This window comes from Streptomyces sp. P17 (genome assembly GCF_032436805.1).
In the GTDB taxonomy this organism is placed as follows: domain Bacteria; phylum Actinomycetota; class Actinomycetes; order Streptomycetales; family Streptomycetaceae; genus Streptomyces.
On sequence record NZ_JAVRBF010000091.1, the window covers coordinates 1 to 22,672 of the forward strand.

Consider the following 22,672-nt stretch of genomic DNA (forward strand, 5'->3'; position numbering starts at 1 on the left):
CCAGGTCGCCGTCCAGGCCTCGGTACGCCTGACCTCCGTCTCCATCCCCGCCCAGGACATGGGACGGCACGCCGTGGCACACCTCGTCGCCAAGCTGGAAGGCCGGAGCAAGGACGAAGTCGTCCTCATCGCCCGCGAATTGACGGTCCGGGCGAGCTCGGGACCGACCGCTTCCTGACCAGTACGTCCCCCTGCGGCCCCCGCCATTCAGCCCTTGATCGCTCCGGTCAGCATGCCCTTCTTGAAGTGCCGCTGGACGAAGGGGGAGGCAACCGCGACGGGGATCAGGGCGAGCACCATGACGGCCATCTGCAGTCCCAGGGAGGAGAGTTGACCGGTGCGGACCGCCTGCTGAAGGCCGGTCGGCGCCTCGGTTCTTCTGGACCAGCTGGATGAGCACATTCTGCAGCGGCAGCATCTCCTGGTCGGTGAGGTAGATGGAGGCGTTGAACCAGGCGCTCCAGTAACCGACCGCGTAGAACAGGGAGATGACCGCGATCACCGCCCGCGACAGCGGTATGACGATGGTCAGCAGGATCCGCAGCTCGCCGGCCCCGTCGATGCGGGCGGACTCGGTGAGTTCGGGGGAGATCCCCATGAAGAAGGCCCGCAGGACGAGGACGTTGAAGACGCTGACCGCGCTCGGCAGGATCAGCGACAGATAGGTGTCGGTGAGGCCGAGCGCCTGCACCAGGAGGTACGTCGGGATGAGGCCGGCCCCGAAGAACATGGTGGCCATGATGGTCATCAGGAAGAACCGGTGCCCGAGGCTCCCCGTCCGGGACAGGCCGTAGGCGCCGAGGACCGAGACCGCCATGGAGAACAGGGTGCCGAAGAAGGTGACCCCGACCGAGACCATGATCGCCCGGCTGACCTGGCCGCCGCTGAGCAGTTCCGTGTAGTTGATGAAGGTGATGCCGCGGGGGATCACGACCAGGCCGCCGGCCTGGTCGATCACCGGTTTCGGGGAGAGGCTGGTGACGATGACGATCCACAGCGGCCCGAGTACGCCGAGGCAGCACAGGAGCAGCAGGCCGCCCTTCGCGGTGAGCCCGGCCTTGCTGGGCGGCTCCTCCCACACCGGCCGGGGCGGCGCCTTGAGACTGCGGATGAGCATGGTGTTGAGACTCACTTCTTGTACACCCCCTGCTCGCCCAGAAGGTGCGCGAACTTGTTCGCGCCCAGGACGAGAGCGACGCCGATGAGCCCCTTGACGAGGCCGACCGCTGCCGCGTAGCTGAAGTCGCCGTTCTGGATTCCCATGTTCCATACGTAGGTGTCGAGGACCTCTGCGGCTCCCGCGCCCGACGGAGCCACCGTCGCCACGCTCGTGACGCCCGGCGACACCACGCACTGGATCAACGGCCTGGAGGACCGCACGCACACCGTCCGGCTCGTCAAGCGCAACGACACCCCGGGCGACACCAGCACGTTCGGAGGCTTCGTCGCCGCACCCGGCGGTGCCGTACTGAGCAAACCGGCCGCCCGCAGCCGTCAGATCGAGTTCATCGGTGACTCCCTCACGGTGGGCTACGGCAACCTCTCGACCTCCCGCACCTGCACCTGGGACCAGGTCAAGCGGACCACCAACTCCGATGTGAGCTACGGCGCCCTCACCGCCCGGCAACTGAACGCCGACTACCAGATCAACGGCTACTCGGGGCTTGGCATGGTGCGCAACTACAACGGAGGCCAACCGGACGTCACGTACCGGACCTTCTACGACCGTGCACTGCTGAACGTGTCCGGCGACGTCTGGCAGAACCCGGGCACCTGGCGCCCCCAGGTCGTGGTGGTCAACCTGGGCACCAACGACTTCTCGACCGCCGTCAACCCCGGTGAGCCGTGGACGCCCGACAGCCTCGCGGCCGGCTACCGCAGCGCCTACGGCGAGTTCCTCCAGAAGCTGCGCACGCGCTACGGGGCCGGGACGACCATCGTGGCCGTCGGAGCCGGCCAGTACGCCGGTCACGTCCAGCAGGTGGTCAAGGCACGCAACGACGCCGGCGACAACGGGGTCCGCTACTGGTTCCTCGACGACTCGGGCCTGGACTTCCTCGGCTGCGACTGGCACTACTCGGCCCGTGACGACCGAGTCATCGCCGACCGGCTCACCTCGTTCATCGCCGGTCTGCCGACAAGCTGGTGACAATTCCCCGTGCCTGTGTGATTTCTGTGAAACACGGCAACCTTCTGCCCGCCGGCAGCCACTGGAAGGAGACACCCGCTCGATCTTCCAGAACAACCTGGCCACCACGATCAAGTCGCTGCGCGACCCCCGGCTGATCGCCACCGTGCACTACTACGGCTACTTCCCGTTCAGCGTGAACCTCGCCGGCTCCACCCGGTTCGACGCGCAGGCGCGGGGGGATCTGGACAAGACGTTCAAGCGGATGCGTGACACCTTCGTGGCCCAGGGCATCCCCGTCGTCCTCGGCGAGTACGGCCTGCTCGGCTACGACCACGGCCCCGGTGCCGTGGAACGCGGCGAGATGCTCAAGTACTTCGAGGCGCTCGGCGACGCGGCCCGCACCAACAAGGTCACCACCGTGCTGTGGGACAACGGCTCGTTCTACGACCGCGGCAAGATGAAGTGGAAGGACGCGGGGCTGTTCGGCCAGATCAAGTCGAGCTGGACGACGCGCTCGGCGACAGCCTCCTCCGACCGCGTATTCGTACCGAAGTCCGGCCCCGTCAAGGACCGTTCACTCACCCTGAACCTGAACGGCGCCCCCTTCACGGCGCTCAAGCAGGGCACCACCGAGCTGGTGAGCGGCAGGGACTACACCCTCTCCGGCAACCGGCTCACCCTGAAGGCGGCCGCACTCACCCGGCTCGTCGGCGACCGTTCCCACGGGGTCAACGCGACGCTGAGGGCCGAGTTCTCCCGAGGCGTCCCCTGGCGCATCCAGGTGGTCACCTACGACACCCCGGTGCAGTCGAACACGACCGGTGCGACCACGTCGTTCCGCATCCCCACCCGGTTCCAGGGCGACGTACTGGCGACGATGCAGGCCACCTACGCCGACGGCACCAACGCCGGCCCGACCGACTGGACGTCGTACCAGCAGTTCAACACCGCCTTCGCGCCGGACTACGCCAAGAAGGCCATCCGTCTGACCCCCGCCTTCCTCGACGCGATCAAGGAGAACGAACGCGTAAAGCTCACCTTCCATTTCTGGAGCGGCGCCACGACGACATACCACGTGACCAAGTCGGGAGGCACCGTAACCGGCTCGACGTCCTGACCTGAGGCCGGTGCCCGCCCGGGAGGCTCCCGGGCGGGCACAGTGCTCAGCCGCAGGCAGTGCCGTTGAGGGTGGAGGAGCCCGGCGGCGTGGTGTTGCCGGTGTGGGCGGCCTGGAAGCGGGTTCTGGGCGGTGCAGCCATTGTTCCTGACGAACCTGTCCCGCATCGTCCGTCCGCCGGCGATGCCGAGGACGCTGTCCCTGAGGCCGTGCACGCCGAGGTAGGCGATGGGCTGCGTGCCGCCGCTGCATCCGCTGAGCTGCCCGCCGCTCTGGACCGCGACCGCGCGGAAGACCGTCGCGCGGGAACAGGCCAGGGCGTACGACATGGCTGCGCGGTTCCTCACGGGCGGGTCCACTTCTGGTTGGCCTGGCCGTTACAGGTCCACAGGACCAGCGGGGTTCCGTTGGCAGTGCCGGCCCCGTTGGCGTCGAGGCACAGCCCGGCGTGGACGTTGCGGATCGACCCGTCGGCGCCGAGGGTCCACTTCTGGTTGTTCTGGCCGTTGCAGGGCCAGGTGATGACCCGGGTGCCGTTGGTGGTGCCCTGGTTGTCGGCGTCCAGGCACTTGTCGCCGTAGACGCGGATCTCACCGCCGGCCCAGGTGGTCCACAGCTGGTTGGCTGCCGTGTGGCAGTCCCAGAGCAGCACCGTGGCTCCGGCGGCGGTGGAGGCGTTGTCCACGTCGAGGCAGCGGCCGGAGTCGGTGCCGCGCAGCCGCGAGGTGGTGGCGGTCAGCGGGCTGCCACCGGTCACCCTGAACACGGCCACGCCGTGCGCGGGGACGCTCGCCGAGATCTGTCCGGACGTGCTCGACGTGCTACCGGTCCACAGGTCGGTGAGGGTGAACTGCCCGCCGGACAGTCCGACTTGTGCGGCGGTGGCGGTGACCGTCGCGGTGCCGCCGGACCGGTTGAACAGGCCTACGGCCACCGAGCCGTCGGCCAGGGGCTTGGCGAACACCTCGGTGCTGCCGTCGTCACGCACCCTTCGTCCGCCCGCGCCCAGCGAGTCCTGGTTCACCGCCAGCAGACGCGGGTTGCGCAGGATGGTGCTCACGTCGGCGGACATGGTGCGGATGTCGTTGCCGGCCATGAGCGGGGCGCCCAGCAGCGCCCACAGGGCGAAGTGGGAGCGGGATTGGGTCAGGGAGAGGCCGGGGCGGCCGACGACCAGCATGTCCGGGTCGTTCCAGTGTCCGGGGCCCGCCTGCGCCGCCAGCGGCGCGGTGACGTCCAGGACGTTCCCGACGCCCATCGGATAGCTGTTGGTGTTGCCGTTCTGCCAGATGTCGAGCAGGTCCTCGGTCGTCCGCCACAGGTCGGCGACCTCGCCCCAGTTGTAGGTGGCGCCGGTGATGGCGTGCAGGCTGTTGGGGTTGATGCTGTAGACGATCGGCCGTCCGGTGGCGCGCAGGGCGTCGCGCATGAGTGTGAACCGGGCGACCTGCTCGTCACGGGTGCCGCTGGGCGAAGTGGAACCACAACCCGGACAACACCAAGTGGTCCATCAACAACGGCCTGACCCTGCGGACCGCGACCGTCACCCACGACCTCTACTGGGCCCGCAACACCCTCACCCACCGCATCCAGGGACCCGCTTCCACCGCCACCGTCCACCTCGACCACTCCGCGATGCGGGACGGCGACCTCGCCGGGCTCGCGCTGCTGCGTGACTCCTCCGCCTGGATCGGCGTCAAGCGCGACGGCGGCGTGACGAGGCTGGTGATGGTCAACGGGCTGACCATGGACAGCAACTGGAACACCACCGGCACGGGCACCGAGGTCGCGAGCGTGTCCGTGTCAGGCGGCCGCGTCTGGCTGCGCGCGAGCGCGGACATCCGCCCGGGCGCCGCCCGCCCAGGGACTTTCTCCTACAGCACCGACGGCACCACCTTCACCCGCCTCGGACCCGCCTTCTCCATGGGCAACGACTGGCGGTTCTTCATGGGCTACCGGTTCGCCCTCTTCAACCACGCCACGCGGGCACTCGGCGGCGCGGTCCGCGTCACGCGGTTCGAGCTGTCCACGCCCTGAACGAAAGGAAGCGCGCACCACCAACCCCTCACCCGAGCGCTTCCGAGGGGGCGCTCCCCACGCTCGCCGCCGCCCATCGGACGCATCCCCGTCAGAAAACCGAGGTACCGTCATGCGCCGCAGACTGCTCGCACTCATGGCAGCGCTCTCCTCGCTGCCGCTGGCGCTCGCCGCCGCACCGTCCGCCCACGCGGCCGACCCGACGACCATGACCAACGGGTTCTACGTGGACCCGGACTCCAGCGCGAAACGGTGGGTCGCCGCCAACCCCGGTGACGGCCGGGCGCCCGCGATCAACGCCTCCGTCGCGGGCACCCCGACGGCCCGCTGGTTCGGCTCCTGGAGCGGCACCATCGGCAGCGCCACCGGCGCGTACGTGGGCGCCGCGGACGCCCGGGACAAGCTGCCCATCCTGGTCGCCTACAACATCTACAACCGCGACTACTGCGGCGGGCACTCCGCGGGCGGAGCGTCCTCGCCGTCCGCCTACCGGAACTGGATCGCCCAGTTCGCGGGCGGGATCGCGGGCCGCCCGGCCGTCGTCGTCCTCGAACCGGACTCCCTCGGGGACTACGGCTGCATGACCCAGGCCCAGATCGACGAACGAGAGAGCATGCTCACCGGCGCGCTCGCCGAGTTCAACCGCCAAGCCCCCAACACCTGGGTCTATCTCGACGCCGGTAACCCGGCCTGGGTGAGCGCGGCGACCATGGCCCGGCGCCTTCACGAAGCCGGCCTCCAACAAGCCCATGGCTTCTCGCTCAACGTCTCCAACTACCTGACCACGGCCGAGAACACCGCGTACGGCAACGCCGTCAACAGTGAACTGGGCGCCCGGTACGGCTACACCAAGCCGTTCGTCGTGGACACCAGCCGCAACGGTAACGGCTCCAACGGCCAGTGGTGCAACCCGTCGGGCCGCCGTATCGGCACCCCCACCCGGCTGGGCGGAGGCGCCGAGATGCTCCTGTGGATCAAGGTCCCGGGTGAGTCCGACGGCAACTGCGGCGCCGGAACCGGCTCTTCAGCCGGACAGTTCCTCCCCGAGGCCGCCTACAAGATGATCTACGGCTACTGATCCTCCAGCTTCTCGAAGAGGAACTCGTGCTTGAGAAAGGAGACGTCGTACTCGTGGCCGGGCTGCGGCGGCAGCAGTTGGGCGGCCTGGAACAGACGCCACCCGTCGTGCAGCGCGGCAAGCCCGGTCGGATAGGGCGGCTCGTCGCTGTCACCGGTCGTCGGGCTGGTCCGGGCGGTCCCGTCGTAGCGGGACCAGCCCACCACATCGGAGTCTAGCGCCGACGTCGAGAGGTAGAGGACGAGAACCTGCTGTCTCATGCGTGACTCCTCAGGGCCGGCCGGTTGCTGACGCGCGTGACCCAGTACTCGATGTCGAACGACTCGTCGCCGGTCAGGGCCCGCCACAGCAGGACCCGGTGGTAGATCTCCAGCCGGGCTCCGGCCTGCTCGTACCAGGGGAAGTAGGTGTGGAGTTCCGCGGTCACGGCCGGGTCGTGCAGGTCGGAGGTGTCCCACAGGCACACCTGCGGCACGGTCGGGTTGAGGCGGAGTTTGTACATGTAGCGACGGCGCGCGGTGTCGTTGCGGCGACCGCCGTGCCAGATGCCGTGATGCAGGAGGACGACCGTGCCCGCCGGACAGGTCAGCCGCGTCTGCCCCCGGAGGTTCTGGACGCGGCCGACGTCCGTCTCGTTGATCCTGCGCAGATGACTTCCGGGCACGCTGAGCGTGCCGCCCATGTCGGCGGTCACCTCGTGCGGGTAGTACATGAGCTGGATGTCGAACGCGTCGGGCCGTACGTCGATGATGGCGTCTGCGTGGAGGGGCTGCGCCTGTCCCTCGTGCGGCTCGCGCACATGCACCGCGTGGTGGTCGACCGTCGGCTCGGGGCCGACCAGGCTCTCGACGGCGCCTGCGACGACCGGCAGGTCGAGCAACTCGTGGACGAAGGTGTCCTGCGCGAACGCCTTGCCCAGCGGAGTGCCGTAGGGCACTTCTGGTAGGCCCTCGGCCAAGGTCGCTACGGCCCGTTCGTTGATCTCCCGCGGCACCACTGCGTCCAGACGCAGAAATCCCTGCGCGACGAAGCGCGCCACCTGAACCGATGTCAGGAGCTGCTTGGTGGTTGGCATGCGACGAACGTACGTGCCCGGTCAGGATCGGTCGTGGGCTGAAATCATCCACTGCTGGTAATTTTCCGTCCTCGTGAAGCACGCGACCCTACGGCTCGACGAGCCGCCCACCGTGGTCAATGCCGGCATCGGGATCCACGGCGTCTCCACCACCCACGACGTCTTCCGGCTGCCGGACCTGTGGCAGCTGCACCTCTACCACTACGAAGGCACGCTGTCCCTCGGTCAGTCGGTCCACCCCATCCGCCCCGGCCACGTCAGCCTCGTGCCGCCGAACACGGAGGTGCACTTTCGCTACCGGGGCAGGTCGGAGCATCTCTACGTCCATCTGCGACTGCACGAAGGCGGAGCCGCGCGGGTGGTCCCGGTGATGCAGGACGCAGCGGCCGAGAGCACCCGCCTCGCCGAGCTGCTCCGGCACGCGGTGGCGGCCATGCCGACCTCTCCCCCGCGAGCCACCGCCGAGGTCTGGGCCGCGCTGTGGCGCATCGCCGAGTTGCCCAGGGACGCCGGAGCGGGGCGCCACCACCCCTTCGTGGCCGCCGCACAGGCCTACGTCGAGGAGCACCTGGCCGACCCGCTGTCCGTACCGGGCATCGCTCGCGCGGTGGGAATCTCCCACACGCACCTCACGCGCGTATTCCGTGCCGAGACCGGCTTCACGGTGGTGTCGTACATCCGGCACCGACGCCTGCAACGCGCCCGCCATCTCCTGCTGTCGTCCACCCTGTCCATCACCGCCATCGCCGCGGCCGTGGGCATCGCCGATCTCCAGGCCTTCAACAAGGCCTGCCGCCGCGAGCTCGGCGCGAGCCCGCGTGACATCCGGGGGGCTGGGGAGCCAGCACCATTCCTCCCGGCCCGTTGACGGTCACAGTCACCTTCCCGGCGGCGCCTGGCGTGGGTGGGGAGTTCAGCAGCCGCCGGAGACGGTGGCCGGGGCGCCGATCTGGAGCGTGGCGGGGGCCGCGCAGCAGCCGCCGCCTTCAGCGCCCTCTGCGGCCTCGGGGTCGTCGAACAGGCCCGCGCCGCCACAGACGCCGGTCTCCGGCAGGGTCAACTCGACCCGCTCGGCGGCCTCCTGGTCTCCGGCGATCGATGCGGCGATGGAGCGGACCTGCTCGTAGCCGGTCATGGCGAGGAACGTGGGCGCGCGGCCGTAGGACTTCATGCCGACGAGGTAGACGTCCTTCTCCGGGTGGGAGAGTTCGTTGACGCCGTGCGGGTAGACGGTGCCGCACGAGTGCTGGTTGGGGTCGATGAGCGGGGCCAGCGCGGTCGGGGCCTGGAGGCGTTCGTCGAGGCCGAGGCGGAGCTCGGAGAGGAAGGAGAGGTCGGGGCGGAGGCCGGTCAGGACGATGACCTCGTCGACCGGGTCGAGCCGGCGGCCGTCCTCGCCGACGAGCACCAGGCGGCCGTCGGCTTCGCGCTCGATGGCGTCGGTGCGGAAGCCGGTGACCGCGTCGGCGTGGCCGTCGTCGACGGCGGCCTTGGCGGCCAGGCCGAGGGCCCCGCGGGCGGGCAGCTGGTCGGCGGCGCCGCCGCCGAAGGTGGAGCCGGAGATGCCCCGGCGCAGGATCCACACGCCCTTGGTGCCGGCCCCGTCGTCGGTCGCGGCGAGGTCTGCGAGGTGTGCGAGCGCGGTGAAGGCGGAGGCCCCGGAGCCGATGACCGCGGTGCGCTTGCCCGCGTACCGGGCCCGCACGGCCGGGTCCTTCAGGTCCGGCACGCGGTAGGTGATCCGGTCGGACGCGGCCTTCTCGCCGAGGGCCGGAAGGCCGCTGCCGCCGGCCGGGCCGGGGGTGGTCCAGGTGCCGGAGGCGTCGATCACCGCACGGGCGAACAGCCGCTCCTCACGGCCGTCCGCGTGGGCGATGTGGACGACGAACGGCTGGGCATCTCGGTCGGCGTCCACGATCCGGTCCCGGCCCGCACGGGAGACGCCGGTGACGGTGGCGCCGAAGCGCAGCTGCTCGCCGAGGACGTCGGCGAGCGGCTGGAGGTACCGCTCGGCCCAGTCCCCGCCCGAGGGATAGGTGGCGGCGTCCGGCTTCACCCAGCCGGTGGGGGCCAGCAGCTTTTCGGCGGCCGGGTCGACGACCTCGCCCCAGGTGGAGAACAGCCGCACGTGCGACCACTCGCGTACCGCCGCGGCGGCGACCGGGCCGGCTTCCAGGACCAGCGGGGTGAGGCCGCGGTCGACCAGGTGGGCCGCGGCGGCGAGTCCGGCGGGGCCGGCTCCGATCACGACGACGGGCAGCTCGGTGGTGGCAGGCGCGTTCACGGTCGACTCCTCGGTGTTTCGACATCTGTCGATGGCTCGCGCGGCCAGCATGACACCTGATTCGATAAGCGTCAACATAGACATTCATCGAACCTGGTCTCTTTCATGGAGCATGTCGACGTCTGCCCACGCTCCACGGCGGCGGGGCATCGAGCCAGTGATGCTGGAGGCGTCCGATCGGGCGGCGCCGGCCTGTCCTCCCCCTCCCTGCGCGGCGCGGGCCGGGAGGCCGACCGCGCCGCACGGCGGCCGGCACGCCACCTCGCCCGGGACTGACCGCTCCGCGCCCCGCCCGACTGGTTCGACATGTGCCAACATAGACGTATGTCGAATGCCAAGGTACTGCCGCTGACAGAGCCCGCCGACAGTCAGGCCCTGGCGCCGTGCTGCCCGCCGCTGACCGAGCGACCGTTCAGCGCGGCGGAGGCCGAGGTGGCCGCGCAGATGTTCAAGGCGCTCGGCGACCCGGTGCGGCTGCGGCTGTTCTCCGCGGTCGCCTCGCACGAGGGCGGCGAGGCGTGCGTGTGCGACATCTCCGACGTCGGCGTCTCCCAGCCGACCGTCTCCCACCACCTGAAGAAGCTCAAAGAGGCCGGGCTGCTCACCTCCGAACGACGCGGCACGTGGGTCTACTACCGGGTCGAGCCGTCCGTGCTCGCCACGATGGGACAGCTGCTCACCAACGCGTCGGCTGTGGCCTGACCAAAGCACTGTTCACGGCCCGTCGCTGGACCTGGGTGGCCGGGGTCCGGCTCGCAGCGCGGCTGGTGTCGCCGGTCAGGACGGCAGGTCAGCCGGTCGTGGCCGTTGCCCGGTCCGGGCCCGTGTCCGTGTCCGGGACGAGCCGTGGAATGAGGCGTACGTAGGCGACCATGCCGATGACCTCGACGAGGGTCTGGGTGACCACCACGACGGCGGCGACGGCCAGATCGTCGGGCAGTGCGAGGGCGAGCGGCAGGACGACCAGCGAATTGCGGGTGGCGCCGGTGAAGACGACGGCCCGGGACGCAGGAGCGTCGAGCCGGAACAGGTGTGCCACCACGCGCCCGGTGAAGGCCATGGCGATCAGGAAGACGGTGTAGACGGGGATGACGGCCGCCACGTCGCCGAGGCGGCCGTTCAGCTTGGGGACCTGGGAGGCGACGACGGTGATCAGGGTGGCTGCCATCAGCGGCACCATGGTGGTGGTCGCGGCGTCGGAGACCGTCTGGCCGGCTGGACGTCGCGTGGCCCACGCCTGCAGGGCCCAGGCCACGGCGAGCGGGATGACGATCAGGAAGAGGAAGGCTTCGAGGAACGGGCCGGCCTTGACGATGCTCCCGAGATCCGGGCCCATGAACAGGTACAGGAAGCCGGGCAGGAGCAGCATCTGCGCGACGAGCAGGAGCGGGGTGGCGGCCAGGAGGCGGCGGCTGTCGCCGCCGGCCAGTCCGCTGAAGACGATCACGTAGTCCACGCAGGGGCACAACAGGACGAGCAGGACGCCGACCCTGACCGCTTGGTCCGAGGGCAGGAAAGTGAACAGGGCCGCCACGACGAGGGGTACGACCACGAAGTTCACGGTCATCGCGGCGGACAGGAACCGGCCGCCGCGCAGCGAGCGGAGCAGATCCTTGGCCGGCACCTGGAGGAAGGTGACGAACAGCAGCGCGCCGAGGACGGGGGTGACGGCGTGCTCCAGGCCCGGGCCGGCGGCGGGCGCCGCCCAGCCGAGGAGGCCGCCCAGAGCCATGGCGCCGAGGTAGATCGCGACCTGGTGGTCTTCCATCCGCTCGACCAGGCCGCGCTGTTCCTGCGACACGGTGTCCGACCCCTTTGATTGTGCTGATCAGTGTGGCTGAACCCCTGGTGGGCGTGGTTCATTGTGACAAACGTTGGGAGCCGGGACCGTGCGGGGTGGCCCGGGCGACCGGGGCCCGCCACTGCACGGTCCGCTCCGCCAGTTCGTCGCCGCCCAGGGTGCAGGCCACCGGTGCCTCCCGCCACGACTCCCCCGCCTTCGCGGGAATGTGGCCCGGTGCCGGCGGGCGGGCAGGCGACAGCTCCACCAGGACCGGGCCCGGCGCCCCGCCCTCACCGGTACAGCCGCAGTCCGGACCGCAGGCACCCGAAGGTGCCGGACCGGCCAGCCGCTCGTGCACGTCGGTGAGGCGGTCGGAGAACGCCGTCAGCTGCGCCGCACGCCGTTCCGCGTCGGCGATCCGCTCGGCGACCAGGGGCACCATCCGGGCCCGTACCGCCGCGCACACCCCCGTGTCCCGCACGTCGAGCAGGTCGCGGATGTCTTCCAGTGCGAGCCCCAGCAGTTTGGCGGAGGAGATGAAGGCCAGGCGCTCCACCGACTCCTCGTCGTAGAGGCGGTAGCCGGACGCGGTGCGCTCGGCCGGCAGGAGCCCCGCCGTCTCGTAGAACCGCAGCGTGGACGCCGGAACGCCGGAGCGTTCGGCCAGCTGGGATATCCGCAGAGTGCTCATGCCTCGAACGTAAACCTTCGAGTCGGCTGGAAGGTCAAGCCCGCAGCATGCTCGCGACCTCACGGGCCGCGTCCCGGGCCGGTCGGCCCACACCGATGAGCGTCGCGGAGGCGGGTCCGGTCCAGTCGCCGTAGCCGAGCAGATACAGGCGTGGCTCGTCCACCGCCCGCGTGCCCTCGGTGGCGATGTGGCCGCGCCGGCCTCGGAGGTGGAGCGGGGAGAGGTGGGAAAGGGCCGGGCGGAGGAGTACGCGGCCGGGGAGAACAGACGCAGTGAGTCCCAGGTGTGCTGCCAGGCGCCCCCCGGCGCGGCCTGGGCATCGAGGATGACGAAGTCGAGGCCGAGGCGGCGCAGGTGGTAGCCGGCCGCGAGCCCCGCTTGGCCACCGCCGATCACCACCACCTGCGTCCTGTTGGTCACTCGGCCGATCGCCCGCGCATGAAGATGAGGGCCACCAGCCCCAGCCCGACCACGCCGCCGACGAGTTGCATGCCGATGAAGCCCAGGAGCGAACCCGGCGCGATGCCCGCGAAGGTGTCGGTGAAGGCGCGGCCGATGGACACCGCCGGGTTGGCGAACGACGTCGAGGAGGTGAACCAGTAGGCCGCACCGATGTAGGAGGCGACGGCCACCGGGGCGAAGCGCAGCTGGTCGGTGCGGGCCAGGCCGAAGATGAGCAGGATCAGGCCGGCGGTGGCGACGACCTCGCCGAGCAGCAGGTGCCCCGCCGACCGGTCGTGCGTCGACCACTCCACCAGAGGCTTGCCGAACATCGCGTCCGCCAGGATGGCGCCCGCGATCGCGCCGACGATCTGCGCGGGTACGTACACCGCGGCCTCGCGCAGGGTGACCCCGGCGCCGCCGCGTCGCGCCGTCCACCATTCGGCGAGGGTGACGACCGGGTTGAAGTGGGCGCCGGAGACCGGGCCGAGCAGGAGGATCAGGATGCCGAGGCCGAAGACGGTGGCCGTGGAGTTGGCCAGCAACTGCAGGCCGACGTCCTTGGTGAGTTCGGTGGCCTGGATGCCGGAGCCGACCACCACCGCCACCAGCAGCGCCGTGCCTATGAGTTCGGCGGCGGCGCGGGCGACCAGGGGGTTACGCGGCGGGGTGGCTCCCGGCGCGGGCCGCGGCTCGATGCCGGCGGCTGTGGCGGCCTCCCCGGCTCTGTCGTGCTCGGTGGCCTCGGTGGCGGTCAACAGGACTCCTCGGTGCAGTCGCCGGAGCGGCGGGTATCAGGGGCAGGACCGCTTGACGCTGTTCTCGGCGGTGGCGCGCGCGGTCTCCGCGAGGTCGGCGAACTGACCGGCGAGGGTGGCGATGACGTCGGGCTTGAGCCGGTAGTAGGTGAACCGGCCGCAGGGCTCCGTCTCCACGACCCCGGCCTCGCGCAGCACCTTCAGATGGTTGGAGAGGTTGGTCTGTCTGGCCCCCGTCTCCTCGATCAGGTGCGTGCTGCAGAGCGTCTCCTTGGCGAGCAGGGTGACGATCCGGAGGCGGAGCGGGTCCGCCAGGGCCCGCATCAGATCAGTGTCGACTGACGTCAGCATGCGCTGATACTCTCACATCAGTGGTGACTGACACCACCGGGCGCTGAGGTGCGTGTGCCCTCCTCTGTCGCCTGCCAGGCGCGAGATCAAGAGAGACCTCCTGATGTCCGACCAGCCCTCCGTGCTTTTCGTCTGTGTCCACAACGCCGGCCGTTCCCAGATGGCCGCCGCGTGGCTGACCCACCTGGCCGGGGACCGTGTCGAGGTCCGCTCCGCCGGCTCCAACCCGGGTGACAACGTCAACCCGGCGGCCGTCGAGGCCATGGCCGAGGTCGGCATCGACATCTCCGCCGAGGTCCCGAAGATGCTCACCGTCGACGCGGTGAGGGAGTCGGACGTCTGCATCACCATGGGCTGCGGCGACACCTGCCCCGTCTTCCCCGGCAAGCGGTACCTGGACTGGCAGCTGGAGGACCCGGCGGGCCAGGGCGTCGAGGCCGTGCGCCCGATCCGGGACGAGATCAAGGTGCTGGTAGAGGGCCTGATCAAGGAGATCGCGCCGGAGCCCCAGGCATGAGCACGGCGACCGACACGACCGCGGACGAAACGTCATCGTCATCGGCTCCGCCGGCTACACCGCTGCCCTCTACACCGCCCGCGCCTCGCTGAGGCCGCTGGTCTTCGAGGGTACGGTCACGGCCGGCGGCGCGCTGGTGCAGACGACCGAGGTGGAGAACTTCCCCGGCTTCCGCGACGGCATCATGGGCCCGGACCTGATGGACAACATGCGGGCCCAGGCCGAGCACCGGACCTGATGGACAACATGCGGGCCCAGGCCGAACGCTTCGGCGCCGAGCTGGTCCCGACGACATCGTCGAGGCCGACCTCACCGGCGCCGTCAAGACCGTCACCGACTCGACGGGGACGGTCCACCGGGCCAAGGCCGTCATCGTGGCGACCGGCTCACAACACCGCAAGCTGGGCCTGCCCGGCGAGGACGCGCTCTCCGGCCGAGGCGTGTCGTACTGCGCGACCTGCGACGGCTTCTTCTTCCGCGAGCACGACATCGTGGTGGTTGGCGGCGGCGACACGGCGATGGAGGAAGCCACCTTCCTCTCCCGCTTCGCGAAGTCCGTGACCATCATCCACCGCCGCGACACCCTTCGGGCCTCCAAGGCCATGCAGGACCGCGCCTTCACCGACCCGAAGATCTCCTTCGCCTGGAACAGCGAGGTCGAACAACGGCATCTGCACCACACGCCCGGGCAGGTGCATCCTCAACCGCATCGCAGGGTTACCGCGAGCGACCAGCTCGTCCGTCACCCCGAACCCGGCGAGCGCCTCCAGGGTGCGAGGTTGGACACCCAGTGCGCGCGACTCGTGGACCCGGTCGAGAGCGCGGTCGACGATCCGGAATGACGCGCCGTACGTACGCAGTTGTGCGGCGAGTGCGAGCCCGGTGGGCCCCGCGCCGACCACCAGCACATCCAGGGTCATGGATCCACGGTAGTGCTCGAACGCCTCGCCGGGAGCCCGTGCGGGCTCGTCCTCGCCGAGCGCCGCCGCCCGAGCCTCGTCTTCAGCGCGCTACGCGGAGCCCGCCCCCGCGGGTTGAGCGAGGATCTCGCCGCACAGCGTGACGCAGTCGGCGCAGATCCACACGTCGGGGCCGGCAACGAGGCGGCGCTCGTCGTTCCCCGGCTCGCCGCAGAAGGAGCAACGGGCGGAGGGTTCCTCGGGCCGCCGCTTGTGGCGGGTGCGACGCCCGAAAACGGTGCGAGGAACGTTGATGTAGCAGTGGAGTCGGCGCTTGATGTCCGCCACGTCGACGCCGAGGTCGTTGAGCACGCGGCGGGCCCGGGAGCCCGGATTGGTCGCGATAACCGCGAGCAACTGCGGTGTTCTGACCACGACCGGCGCGCATGTGGGGGTTCTTTCGGTGGCAAGTTGCTCGGCGTCATGCAGGGCCGCTTGGGCCTCGGCGGAGAAGTCGGGCCTGCCCGCACCGGCGGGTTGCGTGGGGTAGTCGAAGAGGCGGTGGCTCGCGTCGCGGATCTTGTCGCGGGTGATGCCGAGCTGTTCCATGGTGGCGGCGGCGACCCCGTCGGTGAGCAGGCCCAGCAGGAGGTGTTCGGTACCCGCCTCGGCGAGGTGGTCGGCCTCGGCGGCGGCGAGCGCGGTGGCCACGGCGGCCTGCACGTCACGGCCGCGGATCAGGCCGACGGTGGCGGATGTCCGGGCGACACGGTCGGCGTACCGCTGGCGGGCGGCCTGGCGGGACACGCCGAGGCGTTCGCCGATCACGGTCCAGGAGTACCCGGCGTCGCGGGCCTGCCGAACGACCTGGTCGACGGCCGCGTCCGTACGACCGGCGAGGTCGCCGGTCACAGCGAGGACGGCGTCGAGCAGGTCGAGCGGGTCGCCACTTGCTGCACGCTCGTGGGCCGCCTGGATGAGCTGTTCCACGGTGGGCTCTGGGCTCATGTCGACAACCGTAGGTTGTCATCAAGCCGGGTGACAACCCCTGTTGTCATCTATCGCGCAGGCGGGGGTGCCCCGCGAGGCGCCGCCGGGGCCCGGCGGCCCGCGGGGTCAGCAGCCGTCGGGCGAGGGGTCGGCGGCGATGATCTCCTCGATGACCGGGCGTTCGGCCTCGTAGGCGTCGGCGACAGGCAGGACGCGCGCGTCGGGGTGGTCGGCGAGCCAGCCCTTGGCGGCGTCGGCGCTGACGAAGAAGTGGACCTGGTTGCAGAAGGAGGAGCGGACCGAGGTCGGCCTGTCCGGGGTGATGATCGAGACGACAGCGGTGGGCGGTTCGATGTCGGTGGGCCCGTTGGGGGTGACGGTGAGGCGGACCGGTTCGCCGGTGGCGCGGCAGGCGGAGGTGACCTGGGCGGTGCGGCCGAGCACGGCGGGGAAGCCGAGGGCGTCCAGCGCGCACCAGGCGTAGAAGGTGCGGCCGTGTGTCTCGTAGCGATGCGGGGTGGGATTGAAGGTGAGGCCGAAGCCGATGATGCGGCCCGCGGCGTCGTACTCGGCGTCCGGCATGGTGGCCAGGGCCTCGCGGATGGCGGCCTCGGTGCGTCCGGTCCGGGCGGCGAGTGCGGCGAGGGTGACCGGTTCGCCGGTCACCAGCAGTGTCTGCAGCGGGCGCACGAGCCACATCTGCAGGCCGGGGGCGCTACTGAGGGAGTCGAGGAAGCGGGTGGTGAACTGCCGGGTGTCGGTGTCCATGGCGGGTTGCCTCCAGCGGGTCGGGTGGTGTCCGATGTGCGGGACCGTAGGGTCTGCCCCCGGGGTGAGGGTCAAGTCCGCGCGTCGCAGCGGCGGGGATGGCCGGCCCAGCACAGTTCGCCCTGGGCGAGGTGCTGGTGGTGTTCGGTTTCGAATTGCTCGATGCGGTCGAGGATCTGCTGCTGGGCGGCGATGCGCTGCCTCAGGCGTTCGCGGGAGCGGTGCAGCAGGTCGGCCAGGTGCGAGCCGGCCGGCTGCCCTGCGCGTCCGCCCGGGCGACGGTCAGCTCGCGGATTTCGGCGATGGTCAGGCCCAGGCCGCGCAGTTCGCCGATGAAACGCACGCACCGCAGGGCGTCGGGGTCGTACAGGCGGTAGCCTGCCGGGCTGCGGCCGAGGGTGTAGATCAGGCCGAGGTCGGTGTACTCGCGCAGGGCTTTGACGGTGACGCCGGTGCGGCGGGACAGGTCCCCGACCGTCATCGGCCGCAGGCGCGGCGTGCTCGCGCTCGCTTCCATGATCGGCTCCGGATGGGGTGGGCGGCTCAGCCGGCACAGCAGGAGAGCTTGGCGACGTCGCGGGTGTAGGTCTGGGCGGCCAGCTTCAGTCCCTCGGCCATGGTCAGGTACGGGCACCACAGGTCGGCCATCTGCTCCACGGTCATCCGGTTGGCCAGCGCGTACACGGCCGTGGCGATGACGTCTCCGGCGCCGTCGGCGATGACGTGCGCGCCGAGCAGGCGGCCACTGCCGCGCTCGGCGACCAGCTTGATCAGGCCGCGGGTGTCGCGGTTGACCAGGGCGCGGGGCACGTACCGCAGCGGCAGCACACGGCAGTCGCAGGCGTATCCCTGGGCGATCGCCTCGGCGTCGGTCAGGCCGACCGCGGCGATGGCCGGGGTGGTGAAGGTGACACGGGGCAGGTGGCGGTAGTCCAGCGTGCGTGCGGCGCCGTCGAGGGCGTTGCCGGCGGCCAGGGTGCCGTGGGCGGCGGCGACGTACACGAACTGCGGGTGCCCGGTGACATCGCCTGCGGCCCAGATGCGGGGGTGATGGGTGCGCAGGTGCTCGTCCACCACGATCTCGCCGCGCTCGCCGGTCTTGACCCCCACCGCCTGAAGGCCGAGGCCGTCGGTGACCGGGCGGCGGCCGGTGGCCACCAGTAGCTGCTCGGCGCGCAGTTCGACCTCCCGGCCGCCGCTGAGCGCCGTGAGCACGTATCCGTGCTCCTCGCGGCTTACGGCACTGACGGTGGTCGCGGTGTGCACGCCGATTCCTTCGTCGCGGAAGACCTGTTCGATCACCTCGCTGATCTCGGGCTCCTCGAAGGGGGCGAGCCGCTCCAGCGCCTCCACGACGGTGACCTGCGCGCCGAGGCGGGCGAAGAGCTGGCCCTGCTCCAGGCCGATGTAGTTGCCCCCGATCACGATCAGTGACTGTGGCAGGCGCTCCAGCTCCATCGCGGTGGTGGAGGTCAGGTACCCGGCCTCCTCCAGCTCGGCGATGGGCGGCGCCCACGGGGCGGAACCGGTGGCGATCAGGTAGTGCGCGGCCTCGATCGTGGTGGTTCCTCCGCCGTCGAGAGCCGCCCGCAGGGCCGGACCATCGGCCCCGCTGGTGAAGGTCGCGGTGCCGTGCAGGATCTGCCAGCCGTACTCGCCCGCCAGATCTTCGTACTTGTCCTGGCGCATGTCGTCCACCAGGGCCTTCTTGCCGCCGATCAAGGCGGGGACGTCCACCGGCCCGGCCTCGGTGCGGATGCCGGGGAACGGCTGGCCCAGGGCGATGTGCCGGGCCTCGGCAGCGGCCAGCAGCGCCTTGGACGGCACGCAGCCGGTGTTCACACAGGTACCGCCGATGTTGCCGCGCTCGACCATCACCACACGCGCGCCCTTGGTGCGGGCCGCGATCGCCGCGGCGAACGCCGCCCCGCCCGACCCGATGACCGCCAGGTCGTATCCGCTCTTCGCACTGGTCACGACTTCCCCTCCTCCGTACCGGGCCCAGAACCGTTCCGCGCTGCTATGCGCCTTGCCGAATACCAGACTGCCACCATACTATGCGGACAGGCGAATAGATCCAGGTGGAAAGGGACGACCGTGACCGCGCATACCATCCCGTCGCCCGGCCTGGCGCAGGCCGGGGCCACCGCGTGCTCGCACACCGACACCGTGGCGAAGTTCTTCCGCGCCCTGTCCGACCCGACCCGGCTGAAGCTGCTGGAGTTCATCCTCGACGGCGAGCGCACCTCCGCCGAGTGCGTCGAGCACGCCGCGATCTCACAGCCCCGGGTCTCGGTGCACTTGTCCTGCCTCGTGGACTGCGGCTACGTCACCGCCCGCCGGGACGGGAAGAAGCTGCGCTACTCCGTCGGCGACCCGCGTGTGGCGGACCTCGTCGTGCTGGCCCGCTCGCTGGCGGCGGACAACGCCGCCGCCCTGACCTGCTGCACCCGCATCCCCGCCGGCCAGGGCTGACCAGCTAGGAGCACCACCGCCATGCCCGCCACCCACCGGGCCTCGCGTCGCGACTGCGAGCCGTCTGGTGCCGGCATGGTCGCCGCCGGGCTCGGCGCCGCCGTCCTGATCATCGTCTGCTGTGCCGGGCCCGGTCTCATCGCCGCGGGTGCCCTCCGTGCGCTGGGCGGCTTCCTGGGCAACCCCTGGGTCATCGCCGCCGCGGTCCTGCTCCTGGCGGCCACCGTCACCGCCCTCGTCCATCGCCGCCGCGCAGGGCGCGACGTGTGCTGCCCGCCCACCGGCCAGAGGCACCTGGATCCCGCGGCCAGTTCCGGGCGCCCGACGGAACCGTCGAAAAGCGCCCCCAGCGTGTCGGACCGTCAGCGTGCGCTGGACACCGCCGGCGATGGCGAGTGTCCGCCCCTGGATACGGCGGGCCGCGGCGGGCGGGCCGCGCAGCGCCCAGCAGGCGGTGCTGCGCCACGTCGCGACCACCGGAAACGCACCGGACCGTTCCGATGCGCATTCCGCGTCCGCCGCCCACGGCCGCAGCACCGCCGAGGTCCTTGCCGACCTGGCGGCCGAGGACTTCCCGTCCTCGATCACGCACCAGGCCAGACGCAGCTCCCGGTGGGAGTCAGCGGAGCGTTGCGGTGACACATGAGGGCCTCCCGCGCTCGGCGGTAGATGCCGCAATCCCCACCGAACTCAGAAGGAAAGCACCGGTTCCCGTTGTCGGGCGGCGAGGCGTCCACTGCGGGCCAGGGTGGCCACCGCGGCCGCGCACAGGAGACCGGTGAAGGTCAGTGCGGACCAGGTCAGCCAGAGGGCTTCGTGTCGTTCGGCGAAGTCCCAGAGGGCTCCGATGACGAGGTTGCCGAGGGTGATGCCCACCCCTGACACGGTGTTGTAGAGGCCATAGTGGGTGGCGACGAGGCGGTTGCCGGAGAGGGTGACCACGGTGTCCATCTCGAACGGGTAGACCACCGCACTGCCCGCCGCGAGCAGGACGACCGCCGCGACGAGGGAGGCGAGGGCGGCGGCGCGGGCACCGGGTGGGGTCAGCGCGAGGGGCAGGAAGGCCATCCCCATCGCAGCCAGGCCGCGGACGACTGCCTGCGCTGGGGTCCAGCACCGCTTCGCCCAGCCCGTGAGCCTGAGTTGGCCGAGGACGGCGACGGCGGCCGAGATGACGAACAGGCCGCTGGTGACCGCCGTACCGCTTGCCCCCAGAGCGTCGGCCGCGGCCAGCGGCAGCGCCAGATAGACCTGGAACGTCAAGACGTACGAGCCGATCATGGCGATGGCGAAGAGGAGGAACGGCCGGTTCGACACGACCGTGCGCCACTGCGCCAACACACCCTCCGGTACCGGTGCTGATCCGGACGCGGTGCCGCGGCGTGCAGGCAGGGCGTGCCATTGGAACAGAGTCAGGGCCGCAAAGATGGCGGCGGCTGCTGCGCACACGAGTCGGAAGTCGGCGGCCAGCAGGGCGAGTCCCACGAGCGGGCCGAGGAGCATGCCGGCCTGGTAGTAGACGTTGAACGTGGCGAACGCGTCCACGCGCCGCTCACCCGCCTCGGCGGCAAGGTAGGCACGGACAGCGGGGTTGAACAGGGCGCCGGCGAAGCCGGTCGCGGCCGAAGCGGCGATCAGGGCGGGGAGGTTGTCGACCCAGCCGAGCAGGCCGAAGCCCACCGTGCGCAGCAGGCAGCCCGCCATGATCGGCGCCTTGTAGCCCAGGCGGTCGGCGATGGTCCCGCCGATGAGGAACATGCCCTGCTGGGAGAAGTTGCGCACACCGAGCACGAGACCGACGGCCCAGGCCGCGAGGCCGAGGCTGCCGGCGAGGTGGGCGGCGAGGTAGGGCATGAGCATGTAGAAGGCGAGGTTGATGGCGAACTGGTTGGCCATCAACAGGCGTACGGCGGGTGGGAAGGAGCGGGTCTGGTGCCACAGGTGCTTCATCGGGCCGCTCCGGCGAGTGCGTGCTCGTCGGCGGTGGCGAGGGGGTCGGTGATGCGGGTGCAGCGGGTCCAGCGGGTCACGACGCGTTCGCCGGGATGGCTGATCTCGTCGGGGTCGTCGGCGGGCAGGTGTCCGAGCAGACCGTGCTCGTGGCAGTAGACGTCGTCGAAGACGGTGCCGACGTAGCGTTGCGGGCCGTCGGGGAAGACGGTGACGATCCGGTTCTCGGCCGGCAGGGTACGGGCGAGCCAGCGCGCGACGAGGGCGACGGCGCCGACGCTCCAGCCGCCGGTGGCGTAGTGGTGGCGGGCGAGGGTGCGGGCGGCCCAGACGGCTTCGCGCGCGGCGACCCAGTGGACCTCGTCGAAGAGGTCGTAGGCGACGTTGCGGGGGTAGATACTGCTGCCCAGGCCGCGCATCAGGCGGCTTGCGGCGGGCTGGCCGAAGATCGTGGAGCCGGTGGTGTCGACGCCGACGACCCGCAGCCGGGGGAAGAAGCCGCGCAGCACGGAGGCGATGCCGGCGGAGTGGCCGCCGGTGCCGACGGAGACGACCAGGGTGTCGATGCGGCCGAGCTGGGCGACGAGTTCGTGGGCGAGCGGGGCGTAGGCGGCCACGTTGTCGGGGTTGTGGTACTGGTCCGGGCACCAGGCGTCGGGATGGACGGCGAGCAGTTCCTCGACGCGGTCGCGGCGGGACCGCTGCCAACCGCCGTCCGGGTGCGGGTTGGTGACGAGGTCGACGTCGGCGCCGTACGCGGTGAGCAGGCCGGTCATGAGCGGTTCCATGCCGGGGTCGGTGACGACGGTGACCGGGTGGCCGAAGGTGGCGCCGGCGAGGGCCAGGCCGAGCCCGAGGGTGCCGGAGGTGGACTCGACGATCCGGGCGCCGGGCAGCAGCTCTCCGCGCTCGCGGGCGGCGCGCACCATGTGCAGGGCGGTGCGGTCCTTGATGCCGCCGGGGTTGTGTCCTTCGAGCTTGGTCCAGAAACCGCGCCCCGTGGCGGTGAACGGCTCGCCGATCCAGAAGACGGGGGTGTCGCCGACCAGGCCGGCGGGGGTGTGGGTCGGGCGTTTCGTATTGGCCAGCAGTTGGGCCGGGGATGCGGGGACAGGCGTGTGGGTGAACTGGTTCATGGCGTGCTCCTCCTGCGGCCGGCGGCACGGTGCGGCTGCCGGTCGTACGGGGGGATGAGGGGGGTGGACGCTGCCGCCGCGCTTTGGGCGCACGGGTGTACCGCGCGCCCAAAGCGCGGCTCACCGAGCGATCAGGTCCGCCACACGCCGAGCGAGGACCGGGACTGCCCGGTGGAAGACGGGCGGGGCTC

At 70.8% G+C, this 22,672-nt stretch carries 23 protein-coding genes and 8 pseudogenes; 12 read left to right on the forward strand and 19 right to left on the reverse strand.

What is annotated here, in order from left to right:
- Window positions 1-178 (forward strand): substrate-binding domain-containing protein (locus tag RMT89_RS36630; RefSeq protein ID WP_399498650.1); only part of this gene is annotated, 178 nt, incomplete at its 5' end.
- Window positions 179-207: 29 nt separating this feature from the next.
- Here RMT89_RS36630 and RMT89_RS36635 read toward each other — a convergent pair.
- Window positions 208-1,117 (reverse strand): annotated as a pseudogene (locus RMT89_RS36635) (carbohydrate ABC transporter permease).
- Window positions 1,118-1,128: 11 nt separating this feature from the next.
- Window positions 1,129-1,305, reverse strand: a pseudogene (locus RMT89_RS36640) (sugar ABC transporter permease); the annotation flags it as partial.
- On the opposite strand from RMT89_RS36640, the gene RMT89_RS36645 reads away from it, so the two are divergent.
- Together RMT89_RS36645 and RMT89_RS36650 are read left to right on the forward strand one after the other, a co-directional pair.
- A complete protein-coding gene (locus RMT89_RS36645; RefSeq protein ID WP_315888085.1) occupies window positions 1,277-2,149 on the forward strand; it encodes a GDSL-type esterase/lipase family protein in 873 nt (290 codons plus the stop codon). The pseudogene RMT89_RS36640 and the gene RMT89_RS36645 overlap by 29 nt on opposite strands.
- A complete protein-coding gene (locus RMT89_RS36650) occupies window positions 2,085-3,248 on the forward strand; it encodes a X2-like carbohydrate binding domain-containing protein (protein WP_315888086.1) in 1,164 nt (387 codons plus the stop codon). Before RMT89_RS36645 ends, RMT89_RS36650 begins: the two co-directional genes overlap by 65 nt.
- A gap of 119 nt (window positions 3,249-3,367) precedes the next feature.
- On the opposite strand, the pseudogene RMT89_RS36655 reads toward RMT89_RS36650, so the two are convergent.
- Window positions 3,368-3,583 (reverse strand): annotated as a pseudogene (locus RMT89_RS36655) (cellulose-binding protein); the annotation flags it as partial.
- 8 nt (window positions 3,584-3,591) lie between these two features.
- Window positions 3,592-4,722 (reverse strand): annotated as a pseudogene (locus RMT89_RS36660) (ricin-type beta-trefoil lectin domain protein); the annotation flags it as partial.
- Between RMT89_RS36660 and RMT89_RS36665 the strand changes: the two are divergent.
- Together RMT89_RS36665 and RMT89_RS36670 are read left to right on the forward strand one after the other, a co-directional pair.
- Window positions 4,722-5,285: pseudogene (locus tag RMT89_RS36665) on the forward strand (xylosidase); the annotation flags it as partial. The pseudogenes RMT89_RS36660 and RMT89_RS36665 overlap by 1 nt on opposite strands.
- 112 nt (window positions 5,286-5,397) lie before the next feature.
- Window positions 5,398-6,363, forward strand: a complete 966-nt coding sequence (locus tag RMT89_RS36670) for a glycoside hydrolase family 6 protein (protein WP_315888087.1) — start codon at window positions 5,398-5,400, stop codon at window positions 6,361-6,363.
- Here the strand turns inward: RMT89_RS36670 and RMT89_RS36675 are convergent.
- Together RMT89_RS36675 and RMT89_RS36680 are read right to left on the reverse strand one after the other, a co-directional pair.
- Window positions 6,357-6,623, reverse strand: a complete 267-nt coding sequence (locus tag RMT89_RS36675; protein ID WP_315888088.1) for a hypothetical protein — start codon at window positions 6,621-6,623, stop codon at window positions 6,357-6,359. The two genes, RMT89_RS36670 and RMT89_RS36675, sit on opposite strands and share 7 nt — an antisense overlap.
- Window positions 6,620-7,438, reverse strand: a complete 819-nt coding sequence (locus tag RMT89_RS36680; protein ID WP_315888089.1) for a phytanoyl-CoA dioxygenase family protein — start codon at window positions 7,436-7,438, stop codon at window positions 6,620-6,622. Before RMT89_RS36680 ends, RMT89_RS36675 begins: the two co-directional genes overlap by 4 nt.
- Window positions 7,439-7,511: 73 nt before the next feature.
- Between RMT89_RS36680 and RMT89_RS36685 the strand changes: the two genes are divergently transcribed.
- On the forward strand, window positions 7,512-8,306 hold the full coding sequence (locus RMT89_RS36685) for an AraC family transcriptional regulator (protein ID WP_315888090.1): 795 nt from the start codon (window positions 7,512-7,514) through the stop codon (window positions 8,304-8,306).
- 45 nt (window positions 8,307-8,351) lie between these two features.
- On the opposite strand, the gene RMT89_RS36690 is transcribed toward RMT89_RS36685, so the two are convergent.
- Entirely contained in the window at window positions 8,352-9,722 is a 1,371-nt protein-coding gene (locus RMT89_RS36690; protein WP_315888091.1) for an NAD(P)-binding domain-containing protein, read from the reverse strand.
- 105 nt (window positions 9,723-9,827) lie between these two features.
- Between RMT89_RS36690 and RMT89_RS36695 the strand changes: the two genes are divergently transcribed.
- Both RMT89_RS36695 and RMT89_RS36700 read left to right on the forward strand, forming a co-directional pair.
- Entirely contained in the window at window positions 9,828-9,998 is a 171-nt protein-coding gene (locus tag RMT89_RS36695) for a hypothetical protein (protein ID WP_315888092.1), read from the forward strand.
- 48 nt (window positions 9,999-10,046) lie between these two features.
- The gene (locus RMT89_RS36700) at window positions 10,047-10,424 is read left to right on the forward strand and encodes a metalloregulator ArsR/SmtB family transcription factor (protein WP_315888093.1); all 378 of its coding nucleotides are present in this window, start codon (window positions 10,047-10,049) and stop codon (window positions 10,422-10,424) included.
- An 88-nt stretch (window positions 10,425-10,512) separates the two neighbouring features.
- Here the strand turns inward: RMT89_RS36700 and RMT89_RS36705 are convergent, their stop codons facing one another.
- The 5 genes and pseudogenes from RMT89_RS36705 to RMT89_RS36725 all read right to left on the reverse strand — a co-directional run bounded on the left by RMT89_RS36705 (window position 10,513) and on the right by RMT89_RS36725 (window position 13,746).
- On the reverse strand, window positions 10,513-11,523 hold the full coding sequence (locus RMT89_RS36705; protein ID WP_315888094.1) for a bile acid:sodium symporter: 1,011 nt from the start codon (window positions 11,521-11,523) through the stop codon (window positions 10,513-10,515).
- Between the two features lie 58 nt (window positions 11,524-11,581).
- Complete coding sequence (locus tag RMT89_RS36710; protein ID WP_315888095.1) at window positions 11,582-12,196, reverse strand: MerR family transcriptional regulator; 615 nt, start codon at window positions 12,194-12,196, stop codon at window positions 11,582-11,584.
- A gap of 34 nt (window positions 12,197-12,230) precedes the next feature.
- Window positions 12,231-12,616 (reverse strand): annotated as a pseudogene (locus RMT89_RS36715) (FAD-dependent oxidoreductase).
- Complete coding sequence (locus RMT89_RS36720) at window positions 12,613-13,395, reverse strand: aquaporin (RefSeq protein ID WP_399498646.1); 783 nt, start codon at window positions 13,393-13,395, stop codon at window positions 12,613-12,615. Before RMT89_RS36720 ends, RMT89_RS36715 begins: the two are co-directional and overlap by 4 nt.
- A gap of 36 nt (window positions 13,396-13,431) precedes the next feature.
- Complete coding sequence (locus RMT89_RS36725) at window positions 13,432-13,746, reverse strand: metalloregulator ArsR/SmtB family transcription factor (RefSeq protein ID WP_315888096.1); 315 nt, start codon at window positions 13,744-13,746, stop codon at window positions 13,432-13,434.
- Window positions 13,747-13,849: 103 nt separating this feature from the next.
- On the opposite strand from RMT89_RS36725, the gene RMT89_RS36730 reads away from it, so the two are divergent.
- A complete protein-coding gene (locus RMT89_RS36730) occupies window positions 13,850-14,263 on the forward strand; it encodes an arsenate reductase ArsC (RefSeq protein ID WP_315888097.1) in 414 nt (137 codons plus the stop codon).
- A 34-nt stretch (window positions 14,264-14,297) separates the two neighbouring features.
- Window positions 14,298-14,934: pseudogene (locus RMT89_RS36735) on the forward strand (NAD(P)/FAD-dependent oxidoreductase); the annotation flags it as partial.
- A 90-nt stretch (window positions 14,935-15,024) separates the two neighbouring features.
- Here the strand turns inward: RMT89_RS36735 and RMT89_RS36740 are convergent.
- The 5 genes and pseudogenes from RMT89_RS36740 to merA all read right to left on the reverse strand — a co-directional run.
- Window positions 15,025-15,183: pseudogene (locus tag RMT89_RS36740) on the reverse strand (FAD-dependent monooxygenase); the annotation flags it as partial.
- A gap of 90 nt (window positions 15,184-15,273) precedes the next feature.
- Window positions 15,274-16,170, reverse strand: coding sequence for a ClpX C4-type zinc finger protein (locus RMT89_RS36745; protein ID WP_315888098.1), 897 nt, complete (start codon window positions 16,168-16,170; stop codon window positions 15,274-15,276).
- 108 nt (window positions 16,171-16,278) lie between these two features.
- Entirely contained in the window at window positions 16,279-16,920 is a 642-nt protein-coding gene (gene merB, locus RMT89_RS36750) for an organomercurial lyase MerB (protein WP_315888099.1), read from the reverse strand.
- A gap of 202 nt (window positions 16,921-17,122) precedes the next feature.
- On the reverse strand, window positions 17,123-17,437 hold the full coding sequence (locus RMT89_RS36755) for a MerR family transcriptional regulator (protein ID WP_315888100.1): 315 nt from the start codon (window positions 17,435-17,437) through the stop codon (window positions 17,123-17,125).
- Between the two features lie 26 nt (window positions 17,438-17,463).
- Window positions 17,464-18,897 (reverse strand): mercury(II) reductase, encoded by a 1,434-nt coding sequence (gene merA / locus RMT89_RS36760; RefSeq protein ID WP_315888101.1) that lies wholly within the window; start codon window positions 18,895-18,897, stop codon window positions 17,464-17,466.
- A 120-nt stretch (window positions 18,898-19,017) separates the two neighbouring features.
- On the opposite strand from merA, the gene RMT89_RS36765 reads away from it, so the two are divergent.
- Entirely contained in the window at window positions 19,018-19,395 is a 378-nt protein-coding gene (locus RMT89_RS36765) for a metalloregulator ArsR/SmtB family transcription factor (protein WP_315888102.1), read from the forward strand.
- Between the two features lie 388 nt (window positions 19,396-19,783).
- A complete protein-coding gene (locus RMT89_RS36770) occupies window positions 19,784-20,041 on the forward strand; it encodes a hypothetical protein (protein ID WP_315888103.1) in 258 nt (85 codons plus the stop codon).
- A gap of 44 nt (window positions 20,042-20,085) precedes the next feature.
- Here RMT89_RS36770 and RMT89_RS36775 read toward each other — a convergent pair whose 3' ends face one another.
- Window positions 20,086-21,345 carry an MFS transporter gene (locus tag RMT89_RS36775; RefSeq protein ID WP_315888104.1) on the reverse strand — a complete coding sequence of 420 codons (1,260 nt, stop codon included), beginning with the start codon at window positions 21,343-21,345 and terminating at the stop codon, window positions 20,086-20,088.
- Window positions 21,342-22,481, reverse strand: a complete 1,140-nt coding sequence (locus tag RMT89_RS36780) for a PLP-dependent cysteine synthase family protein (RefSeq protein ID WP_315888105.1) — start codon at window positions 22,479-22,481, stop codon at window positions 21,342-21,344. The genes RMT89_RS36775 and RMT89_RS36780 overlap by 4 nt, the downstream gene beginning before the upstream one ends.
- Window positions 22,482-22,672: the final 191 nt, after the last annotated feature.

Excerpts from the sequence above, each read along its gene's own strand:
- RMT89_RS36780 (WP_315888105.1), bottom strand. The coding sequence starts at position 22,481 with ATGAACCAGTTCACCCACACGCCTGTCCCCGCATCCCCGGCCCAACTG.
- RMT89_RS36755 (WP_315888100.1), bottom strand. The coding sequence starts at position 17,437 with ATGGAAGCGAGCGCGAGCACGCCGCGCCTGCGGCCGATGACGGTCGGG.
- RMT89_RS36770 (WP_315888103.1), top strand. The coding sequence starts at position 19,784 with ATGGCGAGTGTCCGCCCCTGGATACGGCGGGCCGCGGCGGGCGGGCCG.
- RMT89_RS36710 (WP_315888095.1), bottom strand. The coding sequence starts at position 12,196 with ATGAGCACTCTGCGGATATCCCAGCTGGCCGAACGCTCCGGCGTTCCG.
- RMT89_RS36695 (WP_315888092.1), top strand. The coding sequence starts at position 9,828 with ATGGAGCATGTCGACGTCTGCCCACGCTCCACGGCGGCGGGGCATCGA.
- RMT89_RS36670 (WP_315888087.1), top strand. The coding sequence starts at position 5,398 with ATGCGCCGCAGACTGCTCGCACTCATGGCAGCGCTCTCCTCGCTGCCG.
- RMT89_RS36725 (WP_315888096.1), bottom strand. The coding sequence starts at position 13,746 with ATGCTGACGTCAGTCGACACTGATCTGATGCGGGCCCTGGCGGACCCG.
- RMT89_RS36745 (WP_315888098.1), bottom strand. The coding sequence starts at position 16,170 with ATGAGCCCAGAGCCCACCGTGGAACAGCTCATCCAGGCGGCCCACGAG.
- RMT89_RS36775 (WP_315888104.1), bottom strand. The coding sequence starts at position 21,345 with ATGAAGCACCTGTGGCACCAGACCCGCTCCTTCCCACCCGCCGTACGC.
- merB (WP_315888099.1), bottom strand. The coding sequence starts at position 16,920 with ATGGACACCGACACCCGGCAGTTCACCACCCGCTTCCTCGACTCCCTC.
- RMT89_RS36675 (WP_315888088.1), bottom strand. The coding sequence starts at position 6,623 with ATGAGACAGCAGGTTCTCGTCCTCTACCTCTCGACGTCGGCGCTAGAC.
- RMT89_RS36730 (WP_315888097.1), top strand. The coding sequence starts at position 13,850 with ATGTCCGACCAGCCCTCCGTGCTTTTCGTCTGTGTCCACAACGCCGGC.
- RMT89_RS36700 (WP_315888093.1), top strand. The coding sequence starts at position 10,047 with ATGTCGAATGCCAAGGTACTGCCGCTGACAGAGCCCGCCGACAGTCAG.
- RMT89_RS36680 (WP_315888089.1), bottom strand. The coding sequence starts at position 7,438 with ATGCCAACCACCAAGCAGCTCCTGACATCGGTTCAGGTGGCGCGCTTC.